This window comes from Pseudomonas sp. PSE1(2024), from assembly GCF_050990555.1.
In the GTDB taxonomy this organism is placed as follows: domain Bacteria; phylum Pseudomonadota; class Gammaproteobacteria; order Pseudomonadales; family Pseudomonadaceae; genus Aquipseudomonas; species Aquipseudomonas aphyarum.
Map to the genome: position 1 here is coordinate 6144612 of NZ_CP158967.1, position 13729 is coordinate 6158340.

13 protein-coding genes are annotated in these 13729 nt (G+C 60.4%); 3 read left to right on the top strand and 10 right to left on the bottom strand.

From position 1 onward, the window contains the following. Positions 1–39: 39 nt before the first annotated feature. Complete coding sequence (locus tag ABTV87_RS28030; RefSeq protein ID WP_433898694.1) at positions 40–1005, bottom strand: GlxA family transcriptional regulator; 966 nt, start codon at positions 1003–1005, stop codon at positions 40–42. A 190-nt stretch (positions 1006–1195) separates the two neighbouring features. Here ABTV87_RS28030 and ABTV87_RS28035 point away from each other — a divergent pair, with 190 nt between their 5' ends. Further along, on the top strand, positions 1196–1837 hold the full coding sequence (locus ABTV87_RS28035) for an HD domain-containing protein (protein ID WP_221534542.1): 642 nt from the start codon (positions 1196–1198) through the stop codon (positions 1835–1837). Between the two features lie 156 nt (positions 1838–1993). Here ABTV87_RS28035 and ABTV87_RS28040 read toward each other — a convergent pair whose 3' ends face one another. The 8 genes from ABTV87_RS28040 to ABTV87_RS28075 form a co-directional block, all read right to left on the bottom strand. Then, on the bottom strand, positions 1994–2884 hold the full coding sequence (locus ABTV87_RS28040; RefSeq protein WP_007953503.1) for an ABC transporter permease subunit: 891 nt from the start codon (positions 2882–2884) through the stop codon (positions 1994–1996). Then, on the bottom strand, positions 2881–3762 hold the full coding sequence (locus ABTV87_RS28045; protein ID WP_170844921.1) for an ABC transporter permease subunit: 882 nt from the start codon (positions 3760–3762) through the stop codon (positions 2881–2883). The genes ABTV87_RS28040 and ABTV87_RS28045 overlap by 4 nt, the downstream gene beginning before the upstream one ends. A gap of 35 nt (positions 3763–3797) precedes the next feature. After that, positions 3798–4940, bottom strand: a complete 1143-nt coding sequence (locus ABTV87_RS28050; RefSeq protein ID WP_007953506.1) for an ABC transporter ATP-binding protein — start codon at positions 4938–4940, stop codon at positions 3798–3800. Between the two features lie 73 nt (positions 4941–5013). Further along, entirely contained in the window at positions 5014–6111 is a 1098-nt protein-coding gene (locus tag ABTV87_RS28055; protein WP_127800508.1) for a polyamine ABC transporter substrate-binding protein, read from the bottom strand. A gap of 187 nt (positions 6112–6298) precedes the next feature. Continuing rightward, a complete protein-coding gene (locus ABTV87_RS28060; RefSeq protein ID WP_127800510.1) occupies positions 6299–7411 on the bottom strand; it encodes a polyamine ABC transporter substrate-binding protein in 1113 nt (370 codons plus the stop codon). 172 nt (positions 7412–7583) lie between these two features. Then, a complete protein-coding gene (locus ABTV87_RS28065) occupies positions 7584–8948 on the bottom strand; it encodes an aspartate aminotransferase family protein (protein WP_433898695.1) in 1365 nt (454 codons plus the stop codon). A 56-nt stretch (positions 8949–9004) separates the two neighbouring features. Next, positions 9005–10363: a glutamine synthetase family protein gene (locus ABTV87_RS28070; RefSeq protein WP_007953514.1), complete on the bottom strand. Its 1359-nt coding sequence runs from the start codon at positions 10361–10363 to the stop codon at positions 9005–9007. Between the two features lie 93 nt (positions 10364–10456). Further along, the gene (locus ABTV87_RS28075; protein WP_139834478.1) at positions 10457–10813 is read right to left on the bottom strand and encodes a gamma-glutamyl-gamma-aminobutyrate hydrolase family protein; all 357 of its coding nucleotides are present in this window, start codon (positions 10811–10813) and stop codon (positions 10457–10459) included. Between the two features lie 278 nt (positions 10814–11091). On the opposite strand from ABTV87_RS28075, the gene ABTV87_RS28080 reads away from it, so the two are divergent. Together ABTV87_RS28080 and ABTV87_RS28085 are read left to right on the top strand one after the other, a co-directional pair. Beyond that, on the top strand, positions 11092–12468 hold the full coding sequence (locus tag ABTV87_RS28080; protein WP_007953516.1) for a glutamine synthetase family protein: 1377 nt from the start codon (positions 11092–11094) through the stop codon (positions 12466–12468). A gap of 232 nt (positions 12469–12700) precedes the next feature. Then, positions 12701–13333, top strand: coding sequence for a TetR/AcrR family transcriptional regulator (locus ABTV87_RS28085; protein WP_039765384.1), 633 nt, complete (start codon positions 12701–12703; stop codon positions 13331–13333). Positions 13334–13493: 160 nt separating this feature from the next. On the opposite strand, the gene ABTV87_RS28090 is transcribed toward ABTV87_RS28085, so the two are convergent. Next, complete coding sequence (locus ABTV87_RS28090) at positions 13494–13709, bottom strand: TOBE domain-containing protein (RefSeq protein WP_007953520.1); 216 nt, start codon at positions 13707–13709, stop codon at positions 13494–13496. Positions 13710–13729: the final 20 nt, after the last annotated feature.

Here is a 13729-nt window from a genome sequence, read left to right on the forward strand (position 1 = left end):
AGCTTGCTCGCGAAGGGGTCAGTCAGAACAAAACAGATCTCAAACCATCGCCGCAAAATTCAGCCGAAACTGCTGCGGCGTCACCCCCAGCCGCCGGTTGAACACGCTGCGCATATGTTGCGCATCACGAAACCCACACTGATACGCCACCGTCTTCAGCGGCGCCGTGGTGCTTTCGAGCATCACCCGCGCCGCATCCACCCGCGCCCGTTCGACGAACTCCGCCGGGGTGACTTTCGCTTCGCGAGCAAACACCCGAGAGAAATTCCGCGCACTCATGTTTGCCGCGTTCGCCAGGTCGGCGATGGTCAGGTCGCCCGTGAGATTGGCCAGCACATACAGCTGCACCATCGCCACCGCCGACGTCGGTTCGGCGTGGGGCGTAAGAAACGGGCTGAACTGCGACTGCCCGCCCGAGCGCTGGGTAAACACCACCAGCCGCTTGGCCACGCTCAGCGCGACCTCGGCCCCGTAGTCACGCGCCAGCAGGTACAGCGACAGATCGATCCCCGCCGTCACCCCCGCCGAGGTGTAGAGCTGGCCATCCTCGACGTACAACCGATCAGCCTCGACCCGGCTCGACGGGCACAACTGCGCCAGCGCCTCGGCGTCATTCCAGTGAGTAGTGACCGTGCGCCCGTCCAGCAACCCGGCACGGGCGAGCATGAACGCGCCGTTGCAGATCGAGCCGAATCGCCGCGCCCGTCCACAGGCCTCACGCAACCAGGCATCGAACGTGCTGCCGAAGTCCAGAAACGGCAACTGCGGCCCACCCGCCACCAGCAGTAAATCGTAAACCTGCGACGCTTCGCTGAAATGCCGATGCGCACTCAGGGTCAGCCCGTTGGAGCACGCCATCGATCCGCGCTCGACGCCGATCACGTCGAGCCGGTAATGATCCTCCGGCGCCAGGAAGCGGTTGGCCTCTGCGAACACGTCCATCGGCCCGCTGACGTCCAGCGCCTGCACGCCGGGGAACACCACGATGGCGACGGTTCTGTTCATGGCAATCTCGGCTCCCGGGGAATGGCGGATCAGCGCCAACCCTAGCCAATCCTCGCCGCAGAAGCGAGCTGGCACGATTTGCAGGTGGAATGGCAAGGATCGCAGCCATGGATCGATTGTCCGGTTTTGCCCCCAGGAACAGACTTTCTCCATCAGCGCCGTGACGGCGTTTTCGACGAGGAAGCTCAACATGACCACGACCATCGCCGGTATCCAGATCCCCGACAGCGCCCTCGCCCGGGCCACCACCGAATACATCCGCGACATCGAATCCGACCTGCTTTACCACCACTCGCGCCGGGTGTTTCTGTTCGGTGCCTTGAGCGGTGAGCGCCAGCAACTGGCCTACGACCCGGAGCTGCTGTACGTCGGCGCGATGTTCCACGACCTGGGTCTGGTCGAAGGTCACCGCAGCGATGACGAGCGCTTCGAAGTCGATGGCGCCAACGCAGCCGCCGCGTTTCTAAAACCGTACGGGTTGAGCGATGACGACATCGAGCAGGTCTGGTTGTCGATCGCCCTGCACACCACGCCGGGGGTGCCGAAGCATCTGCGTCCGACTGTGGCGCTGGTGACCGCAGGCGTCGAGATGGACGTGCTGGGCATGGACTACGCGGCGTTCACCACGGTGCAGCGCGAGGCGGTGGTGCATGCGCATCCACGGGGCGAAGGTTTCAAGGAGTGCATCATCTGCGCGTTCGCCGATGGCTTGCGTCATCGTCCGCAGACCACGTTCGGCAATGTGAAGACCGACGTGCTGAAAGATCAGGAACCAGGGTTCACGCCGATGAACTTCGTCGAGGTTATCCGCAGTTCACCTTGGACTGCCTAAAACCAAATGTGGGAGCGGGCTTGCTCCGGGCGGCGATCCGACGAAGAGGCCGTATCAGTCACTGAATACGTCGACTGATACACCGCTTTCGCGAGCAAGCCCGCTCCCACATTTTGAATTGGGTTGGCCTTGAGAAAAGAGCCAACCCTATATTGCTTAAGCCGCTTCCGGCGTCGGCGCCCGGCGTACGTCCGGTTGTTTCCACGAATCGGCAGCGCCCTCTTCGATGGCCTGCTGAATCGCTTTCTTGCGGGCTTCTTCGGCACGGCGGCTGAAGAACCAGACCAGGAAGGTCACCAGCGACACCGCCAGCAGAATCAGACTGGCCACGGCGTTGATCTCTGGCTTCACGCCCAGACGCACCGCCGAGAACACTTCCATCGGCAGGGTCGTCGAACCCGGGCCGGAGACGAAGCTCGCCAATACCAGATCGTCCAGCGACAGCGCGAACGACATCATGCCGCCCGCCGCCAGCGACGGCGCGATCATCGGGATGGTGATCAGGAAGAACACCTTCCACGGACGCGCACCGAGGTCCATCGCCGCTTCTTCGATCGACAGGTCCAGCTCACGCAGACGCGCCGACACCACCACCGCCACATACGCCGCACAGAACGTGGTGTGCGCAATCCAAATGGTGACGATGCCCCGCTCCTGTGGCCAGCCGATCATCTGCGCCATCGCCACGAACAGCAGCAGCAACGACAGACCGGTAATCACCTCAGGCATGACCAGCGGCGCGGTGACCAGACCGCCGAACAGCGTGCGGCCCTTGAAGCGGGTGATGCGGGTCAGCACGAAGGCTGCCAGCGTACCCAGCGCCACGGCGGCAATCGCGGTGTAGCAGGCGATTTCCAGCGAGCGCACCACCGAGCCCATCAGTTGCGAGTTGTCGAGCAGGCCGACGTACCACTTCACCGACCAGCCGCCCCACACCGTTACCAGTTTCGAGGCGTTAAACGAGTAGATCACCAGGATCAGCATCGGCAGGTAGATGAACAACAGGCCGAGCACCAGCATCAGGCTGGAGAAACGGAAGCGCTTCATTCTTTACCCTCCATTTCCTTGGCCTGACTGCGGTTGAACAGGATGATCGGCACGATCAGGATCGCCAGCATCACCACCGCCAGGGCGGACGCCACCGGCCAGTCACGGTTGTTGAAGAACTCTTGCCAGAGCACTTTACCGATCATCAGGGTTTCCGGACCGCCCAGCAGTTCCGGGATCACGAACTCGCCCACCACCGGGATGAACACCAGCATGCAGCCGGCGATGATGCCGTTCTTGGACAGCGGCACGGTGATTTTCCAGAAGCTGTTGAAGGTGCTCGAACCCAGGTCGGAAGCGGCCTCCAGCAGGCTGGTGTCGTGCTTCACCAGGTTGGCGTACAGCGGCAGGATCATGAACGGCAGGTACGAGTAGACGACGCCGATGTACACCGCGAGGTTGGTGTTGAGAATCTGCAGCGGTTCGTCGATCAGGCCCATGCTCATCAGGAAACCGTTGAGCAGACCGTTGTTGCTGAGGATGCCCATCCAGGCATAGACGCGGATCAGGATCGCGGTCCAGGTCGGCATCATGATCAGCAGCACCAGCACCGTCTGCAGCTCTTTGCGGGCGCTGGCGATGGCGTAGGCCATCGGGTAACCGATCAACAGGCACAGCAGCGTGCTGAAAAACGCCATCTTCAGCGAGCCGAGGTAGGCGGCGATGTACAGCTCGTCGTCGCCGAGCATCGCGTAGTTGCCCAGGTTCAGCAGCAGTTGCAGCTTTTGCTCGGCGTAGGTGTAGATCTCGGTGTACGGCGGAATGGCCACGTCCGCTTCGGCGAAGCTGATCTTCAGGACGATGAAGAACGGCAGCATGAAGAACAGGAACAGCCAGATGAACGGGACCCCGATGACCAGCTGACGGCCACCGGGAATTATTCGATTGAGCCGGCGTTTGAATTTGCGCATGTTCATGAGCGAAGTACCACGCCGCTGTCGTCTTCCCACCACACGTAGACCTGATCGCCCCAGGTCGGACGTGCGCCACGGCGCTCGGCGTTGGCCACGAACGACTGCACCAGCTTGCCGCTCGGCAATTCGACGTAGAACACCGAATGGCCGCCGAGGTAGGCGATGTCATGCACCTTGCCGCTCGACCAGTTGTATTCGCAGGTCGGCTGGTCGGCGGTGACCAGCAGTTTTTCCGGACGGATCGCGTAGGTCACGGACTTGTCCTGCACCGAGGTGCTGATGCCGTGGCCGACGTAGATCTGCCGGTCGAGGTCCTTGCAGGTAATGGTCGCGTGACCTTCGGCGTCGTCGATCACTTCGCCTTCGAAGATGTTCACGTTACCGATGAATTCGCAGACCAGACGGCTGGTCGGGGTTTCGTAGATGTCGATCGGGCTGCCGATCTGGGCGATCCAGCCCAGGTGCATGATCGCGATGCGCTCGGCCATGGTCATGGCCTCTTCCTGATCGTGGGTCACCATCACGCAGGTCACACCCACGCGCTCGATGATTTCCACCAGTTCCAGCTGCATCTGCGAACGCAGTTTCTTGTCCAGTGCGCCCATCGGCTCGTCGAGCAGCAGCAGTTTCGGCCGTTTGGCCAGCGAACGTGCCAGCGCCACACGCTGACGCTGACCGCCAGACAGTTGATGCGGCTTGCGCTTGGCGTACTGGCTCATCTGCACCAGCTTGAGCATCTCGGCCACGCGGGCGTCGATCTCGGCCTTGGGAATCTTGTCCTGTTGCAGGCCGAACGCGATGTTCTGCGCCACGGTCATGTGCGGGAACAGGGCGTAGGACTGGAACATCATGTTGATCGGTCGCTCGTACGGCGGCATGTCGGTGATGTCGACGCCGTCGAGGAAAATGCGCCCCTCCGTGGGCCGTTCGAACCCTGCCAGCATCCGCAGCAGAGTGGATTTGCCCGATCCCGAACCGCCGAGCAGGGCGAAGATCTCGCCCTTCTTGATTTCCAGGGACACATCGTCCACGGCAACCGTCTCGTCGAACTTCTTCGTGACCCGGTCGATTTTGACCAGCACCTGTTTCGGTGTCTGGTCGCCCTCGAGGGCTTTCTTATAGGCGCCGGAGGCAACTGCCATTTACAAAACTCCCAGAAAAAAAGAGTGCAGTTCGCCCACGCAAGACGAACCCAGGATAGTTTGTACGTTGAAGCTATTTACCCGACTTGACCTTGGTCCAGCTGCGGGTCATCAAACGCTGAATGTTCGGCGGCAACTCGATCGACACGTAGGTCTTGTCGAGCACGGCCTGCGGTGGATAAACCGACTCGTCGGTGCGGATGGACTGCTCCATCAGCTTGTCCGAACCCGGGTTGGGGTTGGCGTAACCGACGTAATCACTGACCTGGGCGATCACCTCAGGTTTCAGCAAATAGTTGATGAAGGCGTGGGCCTCTTTGACGTTGGCCGAATCCTTCGGAATCGCCAGCATGTCGAACCACAGCGCGCCACCTTCTTTCGGGATCGAGTAGGCAATGTTCACGCCCTTCTTGGCTTCTTCGGCACGGTTCTTCGCCTGGAAGATGTCGCCGGAGAAACCGATGGCCACGCAGATGTCGCCGTTGGCCAGGTCACCGATGTATTTCGAGGAGTGGAAGTAGGTCACGTAAGGACGCACGGCGAGCAGTTTGTCCGTGGCCTTGGCGTAATCCTTGGGATCAGTGCTGTTGGCGTTCAAGCCCATGTAGTTGAGCACGGTCGGCATCATTTCATCGGCCGAATCGAGGAACGCCACGCCGCAGCTGTGCAGCTTCTTGATGTTCTCCGGCTCGAACAGCACGCTCCAGGAGTCGATCTTGTCGACGCCGAGCACGGCCTTCACTTTATCGACGTTGTAGCCGATGCCGTTGGTGCCCCACAGATACGGTACGGCGTACAGGTTGCCCGGATCGTTCTGTTCCAGGCGCTTGAGCAGCACCGGATCGAGATTGGAATAGTTCGGCAGCTGCGCCTTGTCGAGCTTCTGGAACGCGCCCGCCTTGATCTGCTTGCCGAGGAAGTGGTTCGACGGCACGACCACGTCGTAACCGGTACGCCCGGCGAGCAGTTTGCCTTCCAGGGTTTCGTTGGAGTCGAACACGTCGTAGACCGGTTTGATCCCGGTGTCTTTCTGGAAATCGGCCAGAGTGGTCTCGCCGATGTAATCCGACCAGTTATAAATATGCACAGTACCGGCGGCTTGGGCACCGACAGCGAACGTCAGGCCGGCAGCGGCCAGCAGGGCATTGCGCAAAGAAGAAAAAATAGGCAAGTGGAGGTCCTCTAATTTAGTTGGGCCCAAGTTGCCCCGTGCTGCATGACAGTCACGGTTGCCCGGCAACAAAACCGGCGCGCAACTTACCTTCGAAAAACCGTTCCAGCAAAACTTTCTGTCATTTAATTGCACCACTGGCCGACCGGGTGAAGGCGACGGCCAGCGGTGACTGCTTCAAACCGGCTTATTTACCGGATTTGATCTTGGTCCAGCTGCGAGTGATCAGGCGCAGGGTGGCCGCGTCCAAATCGCTGATCGCATAGAGCTGCTTCTTCACTTCAGCCGAAGGGTAGATGCTCGGATCACTGGTGATTTCCTTGTCCACCAGCGGCGTGGCCGCCTTGTTGCCGTTCGGGAAACGCACGGCGTTGGTGATTTCGGCCATCACTTTCGGCTCGAGCAGGTAGTTCATGAACTTGTAGGCGGCTTCGACGTTTTCGGCATCCTTTGGAATGGCGACCATGTCGTAGAAAGTACCGGCACCTTCTTTCGGAATGGTGTAGGCCAGCTTGACCTTGTCACCGGCTTCCTTGGCGCGGGTCTTGGATTGTTCCAGGTCACCCGAGTAACCGACCGCCACGCAGATGTTGCCGTTGGCCAGGTCCGAGATGTACTTCGAGGAGTGGAAGTAGGCAACCGAAGGACGCACTTTGAGGAACAGGTCCTCGGCGGCTTTCAGGTCAGCCTTGTCTTTGCTGTTGGTCGGTTTGCCCAGGTAGTGCAAAGCCGCCGGAATCATTTCGGTCGGCGCGTCGAGGAAGCTCACGCCGCAGCTTTTCAGCTTCTCGATGTTTTCAGGCTTGAACACGATGTCCCAGGAATCGATCTTGTCGATGCCCAGTGCAGCCTTGACCTTCTCCGGGTTGTAGCCGATGCCGATCGAACCCCACATGTACGGGAACGCGTGCTTGTTGCCCGGGTCGCTGGCGTCGCCAACGGCCTTGAGCAGGTCTTCGTCGAGGTTCTTCCAGTTCGTCAGCTTGGACTTGTCCAGTTCCTGATAAACGCCGGCCTTGATCTGCTTGGCCAGGAAGTTGTTGGAAGGCACCACGATGTCGTAACCGGATTTGCCGGCCAGCAGCTTCGCTTCCAGGGTTTCGTTGCTGTCGAAAACGTCATAGACGACCTTGATGCCCGTCTCTTTTTCGAAATTGGCAACCGTGTCCGGCGCGATGTAGTCGGACCAGTTGTAAACGTGCAACACCTTGTCGTCCGCCTGAACCGCACCCGCCATCACGCCCATCAGGGACATGGCGAGCAGAGTCTTGCCAGCGAGCTTTTTGCCTAATGCCTTCATGCGTTAATGCTCCAAATTTTTCTTTTTTGAACCACTTTGTTCAGCGGCCGAACCCGGACAACTGGAACCGCGGCTAGTCTGGCAAGATCCGAGGCGGTCTTTCAAGAAAAGACCAGCCTTTCTGACAGCTCCGAGCGACAGCGCAACAGCTCCATCGCTCAGAGCCTAGCACTTAGCCCTGCAACGCACTCAGGGTCAGGTCCAGGCACTTGCGTGCCTTTGTCACCAGCTCGTCGATCTCCGCCTTGCTGATCACCAGCGGCGGCGCGATGATCATGGTGTCGCCCACGGCACGCATGATCAGCCCGTTGTCGAAGCAGAACTGGCGGCAGATCATGCCCACACCCTTGCCTTCGTAACGCTTGCGAGTGGCCTTGTCCTGCACCAGCTCGATGGCCCCCAGCAGACCGACTCCGCGCACTTCACCCACCAACGGGTGATCGTTCAGTTCGCGCAGACGTTTCTGCAAATACGGTGCCGTTTCTTCATGGGCGCGTTCGATGATTTTCTCTTCGCGCAGAATCCGGATGTTTTCCAGACCTACTGCCGCCGCTACCGGGTGACCGGAGTAGGTGAAGCCGTGGTTGAAGTCGCCGCCCTCGTTGAGCACCGCCACCACTTCGTCGCGCACGATCAGGCCACCCATCGGGATGTAGCCGGACGTCAGGCCTTTGGCGATGGTCATCATGTGTGGCTTGAGGTCGTAAAAATCACTGCCGAACCATTCGCCGGTACGGCCGAAACCGCAGATCACTTCATCGGCCACGAACAGGATGTCGTACTTGGCGAGGATTTCCTTGATGCGCGGCCAGTAGGTGTCTGGCGGAATGATCACGCCGCCGGCGCCCTGGATCGGCTCGGCAATAAAGGCACCGACGTTGTCGACGCCGACTTCCAGAATCTTTTCTTCCAGCTGATTGGCCGCCCAGATCCCGAACTCTTCCGGGGTCATGTCGCCGCCTTCGGCGAACCAGTACGGCTGCGCGGTGTGGACGATGCCCGGAATCGGCAGGTCGCCCTGTTCGTGCATGTAGGTCATGCCGCCCAGGCTTGCGCCTGCCACGGTGGAACCGTGGTAGCCGTTCTTGCGGCTGATGATGACTTTCTTGTTCGGCTGGCCCTTGATCGCCCAGTAGTGGCGAACCATGCGCAGCATGGTGTCGTTGCCTTCGGAACCGGAGCCGGTGAAGAACACGTGGTTCATGCCTTCTGGCGCCACGTCGGCGATGGCCTTGGCCAGTTCCAGCGCCGGCGGGTGCGCGGTCTGGAAGAACAGGTTGTAGTAAGGCAGTTCGCGCATCTGTTTGGCGGCAGCATCCGCCAGCTCATCGCGTCCATAACCGATCGCCACACACCACAGACCCGCCATGCCGTCGAGGATCTTGTTGCCCTCGCTGTCCCACAGGTACACGCCCTTGGCGTTGGTGATGATCCGTGGACCCTTTTCTTTCAGCTGCTTGAAGTCGCTGAACGGGGCCAGGTGGTGATCGCTGCTGAGGGCTTGCCACTCACGGGTTTGCGGGTTGTTGCTGGTCATGCCAATTCTCCTTGTTATCGGTGAAGGCGCGGCGGCTGGCCACCGCGCCCGGCGTATCAGACGGCGAAGAGCAGGTACTCACGCTCCCAGGAACTGATCACGCGCTTGAAGTTTTCATGCTCGGCCCGCTTGACCGCGACGTAGCCGGTGATGAAGGTCTTGCCCAGGTATTTCTCGATGGTCGCGCTGTTTTCCATGCGCTCCAGGGCGTCCTCGATGGTCAGCGGCAGGCGCAGGTTGCGGCGCTCGTAGCCACGGCCCACGACCGGTGCGCTCGGGTTGATCCCTTCGACCATGCCGATGTAGCCGCAGAGCAGGCTCGCGGCAATCGCCAGGTACGGGTTGGCGTCGGCGCCCGGCAGGCGGTTTTCCACCCGGCGGTTCTGCGGGCCGGCATCCGGGACGCGCAGGCCCACGGTGCGGTTTTCTTCGCCCCACTCAACGTTCACCGGTGCCGAGGTATCCGGCAGGAAGCGGCGGAATGAGTTGACGTTCGGTGCGAACAGCGGCAGCAATTCCGGGATCAGTTTCTGCAGGCCACCGATGTGGTGCAGGAACAGCTGGCTCATGGTCCCATCTTCGTTGGAGAACACGTTCTTGCCAGTCTCGATGTCGATGATGCTCTGGTGCAGGTGCATCGCACTGCCCGGCTCGCCGGTCATCGGCTTGGCCATGAAGGTCGCGGCCACGTTGTGCTTGAGGGCGGCCTCGCGCATGGTGCGTTTGAACACCAGAATCTGGTCGGCCAGCGACAGGGCATCGCCGTGACGGAAGTTGATTTCCATCTGCGCCGTGCCGTCCTCATGGATCAGCGTGTCGAGGTCCAGCTCCTGCAATTCGCACCAGTCGTAGACGTCTTCGAACAGCGGATCGAATTCGTTCGCCGCTTCGATGGAGAACGACTGACGACCGATCTCCGGACGCCCGGAACGGCCAACTGGCGGCTGCAACGGATAGTCAGGGTCGTCGCTGCGCTTGGTCAGGTAGAACTCCATTTCCGGCGCAACGATCGGCTGCCAGCCCTTGTCGGCATAGAGTTTCAGGACTTTCTTGAGGACGTTGCGCGGCGACAGCTCGATCGGGTTGCCTTGCTTGTCGTAGGTGTCGTGGATCACCTGGGCGGTCGGCTCGATGGCCCATGGCACCAGGTACACGGCGTTCTGGTCGGGACGGCAGATCATGTCGATGTCGGCCGGGTCGAGCAGCTCGTAATAGATGTCGTCTTCGACGTAGTCGCCGGTCACGGTCTGCAACAGAACGCTCTCTGGCAGGCGCATGCCTTTTTCGGCGATGAACTTGTTGGTCGGCGAGATCTTGCCCCGGGTGATGCCGGTCAAGTCGCCGATCATGCATTCGACTTCTGTGATCTTGTGGTCTTTCAACCAATCGGTGAGCTGGTCGAGGTTGTTACTCATAAATGCCTCTGGGCTGAGTCTCCTGACGCATGTCAGGCAAGTTTGACGCACGGGGCGTCGCGTTAAAGGGCCTTGCTTGCGCGCAGTGCCGGCTTACGCCAGGCACCGCGCATAGACAATGAAGGAGGAGCTTACCTGCCCTTTACGCTGGCGTTGCATTTCCTGTGCACATCCCGGGCGTGCAGAATCACGGGCACGGCGACGGACGCGGTGCAGGCCGGGAGCAGGAAAGAGATCTATATTGAAAGGAGAACCGCTAAAGAGGATGCCCTCGCACACGTCCAGAATATCGGACGCTGGCGCTCGATCTGCCATGCGCTGGGAGATCGCTGGCACGTTGCAGGCCTTGCTGGCCGCACTGCGGACGGACGTGTCGCCACTGATGTGATAAGCATGCAGACCGGACTGCAAAGAGCAGTCGGTGACGCCGATTAACGGCAGGCGAGACATGAAGCACCCCGGTATTATTGCTGTTATGGGTTTGATCCGAGCTTAGCCTTGTTCATTTTTTTACACAACACCCCCGTAAAAAATACAACACGGCCTGCTCAAGCCTGCGGGTGGCGCGTCCTTCACGGATAAAAAAATGCCTCAAAGTGCCCCATAAATGCCCTCGTGGCGCTTTTTCAGGGCAGAAAAGGCCTCGCTTGACTTCGGCAGGCCGTTCGGGTTGACTGAAACCAGAAAAGATCAATGATTGATATTTTTAACAACAAAGGTGTTGCATCATGTCGGTACCCCCGCGTGCCGTTCAGCTTAACGAAGCGAACGCGTTCCTTAAGGAACATCCTGAGGTTCTGTACGTTGACCTTCTGATTGCGGATATGAATGGTGTGGTGCGCGGCAAGCGCATCGAACGCACCAGCCTCCACAAGGTTTACGAGAAAGGCATCAACCTGCCGGCCTCTCTATTTGCTCTGGATATCAATGGTTCGACGGTGGAAAGCACCGGCCTGGGCCTGGACATCGGCGACGCCGACCGTATCTGCTATCCAATCCCCGATACCCTGTGCAACGAGCCATGGCAGAAGCGCCCGACCGCGCAACTGTTGATGACCATGCACGAACTCGAAGGTGACCCTTTCTTCGCCGACCCGCGCGAAGTGCTCCGTCAAGTTGTTGCAAAGTTTGACGAGCTCGGCCTGACCATCTGCGCCGCGTTCGAACTCGAGTTCTACCTGATCGACCAGGAAAACGTGAACGGCCGCCCTCAGCCGCCGCGCTCGCCGATCTCCGGCAAACGCCCGCATTCGACCCAGGTCTACTTGATCGACGACCTCGACGAATACGTCGACTGCCTCCAGGACATTCTGGAAGGCGCCAAAGAGCAAGGCATCCCGGCCGACGCCATCGTCAAGGAAAGTGCCCCGGCGCAGTTCGAAGTGAACCTGCACCACGTCGCCGACCCGATCAAGGCATGCGACTACGCGGTCCTGCTCAAGCGTCTGATCAAGAACATCGCTTACGACCATGAAATGGACACCACCTTCATGGCCAAGCCGTACCCGGGCCAGGCAGGCAACGGTCTGCACGTCCATATTTCGGTTCTCGACAAAGAAGGCAAAAACATTTTTGCCAGCGAGGATCCCGAGCAGAACGCCGCGCTGCGTCACGCGATCGGCGGTGTGCTCGAGACCCTGCCCGCGCAGATGGCTTTCCTCTGCCCGAACGTCAACTCCTACCGCCGTTTCGGCGCACAGTTCTACGTGCCGAACTCGCCGAGCTGGGGCCTGGACAACCGCACCGTGGCCCTGCGCGTACCGACCGGCTCCGCCGACGCGGTCCGTCTGGAACACCGCGTGGCCGGTGCCGACGCCAACCCGTACCTGCTGATGGCTTCGGTGCTGGCGGGCGTGCACCACGGTCTGGTCAACAAGATCGAGCCGGGCGCTCCGGTCGAAGGCAACAGCTACGAGCAGAACGAGCAGAGCCTGCCGAACAACTTGCGCGATGCCCTGCGCGAGCTGGACGACAGCGAGGTGATGGCCAAGTACATCGATCCGAAATACATCGATATCTTCGTCGCCTGTAAAGAGAGCGAGCTGGAGGAGTTCGAACACTCCATCTCCGACCTCGAGTACAACTGGTACCTGCACACCGTTTAAGCGGATTGCAGCGCCAAAAAGAACGCCGTCGGCTATCGCAGCCAGCGGCGTTTTTTTATGGCCGCCTGCGGCGGTTCGCGAGCAAGCCCGCTCCCACAGTGAATCTCCTGCGAACAGAAAATTTCATCTCACAGGAGATACCCCGTGGGAGGGGGGGGTGCTCCCGAAAGCGGCCGACAAGACAACACAAGAGCCGGCTCGTACAATGCCCGCTGCCCCGCAGGAGACTTTCATGACGCGTCCCGCCCCCGTCCGCAAACCCCGTGCCCGCAGTCAGGCGCGGATCGATTCGATACTCGACGCCGCGCGCACGCTGCTGGCCGCCGAGGGCGTGGCGAGCCTGTCGATCTACAGCGTGGCCGAGCGCGCACAGATTCCGCCCTCTTCGGTCTACCACTTCTTCGCCAGCGTCCCGGCGCTGCTCGAAGCGCTGACGGCAGATGTGCACGCGGCCTTCCGCGCCTGCCTGCAAGCGCCGATCGATCACGATGCCCTGCGCGACTGGCGAGACCTGTCGCGGCTGGTCGAAGAGCGGATGCTGGAGATCTACGGCGAGGATGCCGCCGCCCGCCAGCTGATCCTCGCGCAGCACGGCCTCACCGAAGTCACTCAGGCCGACCGCCAGCACGACCTCGAACTCGGCGACCTGATGCACAAGCTGTTCGACCATCACTTCGAACTGCCGCGCCTGCCGGATGACGTCGATGTATTCGCGCTGGCCATGGAGCTGGGCGACCGCGTCTACGCCCGCTCGGTGCAGCAGCACGGGCAGATCACCCCGCGCATGGCCGAGGAAGGCATGCGAGTGTTTGATGCCTATATCGGGCTGTATCTGCCGCCCTATTTGCCCAAACGGATTCTCTAGCGATGATCGTTCCCACGCTCTGCGTGGGAATGCAGCCCGTGACGCTCCGCGTCACTGGGCGCGGAGCGTCCCCAGAGGCATTCCCACGCGGAGCGTGGGAACGATCAACAAAAAACCCCGAAGGGCTCACACCCTTCGGGGTTGTTTTTGTCCCACGCCCTTACAACTTGGCGATGGACACCTCGGTGGACTTCACGAAGGCGATCACTTCGCTGCCGACCTCCAGTTCCAGCTCCTTGACCGAACGGGTGGTGATCACCGACGTGACGATGCCGGAAGCGGTCTGCACGTCGATTTCCGACAGCACGTCGCCGAGAACGATCTCCTTGATCGCGCCTTTGAACTGGTTGCGTACGTTGATGGCTTTGATAGTCATGGCATTGATTCCTGTCGTTT

Bases quoted from the DNA above. Each gene is read 5' to 3' on its own strand.
- ABTV87_RS28060 (WP_127800510.1), bottom strand. From the start codon at position 7,411: ATGAAGGCATTAGGCAAAAAGCTCGCTGGCAAGACTCTGCTCGCCATG.
- ABTV87_RS28075 (WP_139834478.1), bottom strand. From the start codon at position 10,813: ATGTCTCGCCTGCCGTTAATCGGCGTCACCGACTGCTCTTTGCAGTCC.
- ABTV87_RS28035 (WP_221534542.1), top strand. From the start codon at position 1,196: ATGACCACGACCATCGCCGGTATCCAGATCCCCGACAGCGCCCTCGCC.
- ABTV87_RS28085 (WP_039765384.1), top strand. From the start codon at position 12,701: ATGACGCGTCCCGCCCCCGTCCGCAAACCCCGTGCCCGCAGTCAGGCG.
- ABTV87_RS28080 (WP_007953516.1), top strand. From the start codon at position 11,092: ATGTCGGTACCCCCGCGTGCCGTTCAGCTTAACGAAGCGAACGCGTTC.
- ABTV87_RS28090 (WP_007953520.1), bottom strand. From the start codon at position 13,709: ATGACTATCAAAGCCATCAACGTACGCAACCAGTTCAAAGGCGCGATC.
- ABTV87_RS28040 (WP_007953503.1), bottom strand. From the start codon at position 2,884: ATGAAGCGCTTCCGTTTCTCCAGCCTGATGCTGGTGCTCGGCCTGTTG.
- ABTV87_RS28065 (WP_433898695.1), bottom strand. From the start codon at position 8,948: ATGACCAGCAACAACCCGCAAACCCGTGAGTGGCAAGCCCTCAGCAGC.
- ABTV87_RS28030 (WP_433898694.1), bottom strand. From the start codon at position 1,005: ATGAACAGAACCGTCGCCATCGTGGTGTTCCCCGGCGTGCAGGCGCTG.
- ABTV87_RS28070 (WP_007953514.1), bottom strand. From the start codon at position 10,363: ATGAGTAACAACCTCGACCAGCTCACCGATTGGTTGAAAGACCACAAG.
- ABTV87_RS28050 (WP_007953506.1), bottom strand. From the start codon at position 4,940: ATGGCAGTTGCCTCCGGCGCCTATAAGAAAGCCCTCGAGGGCGACCAG.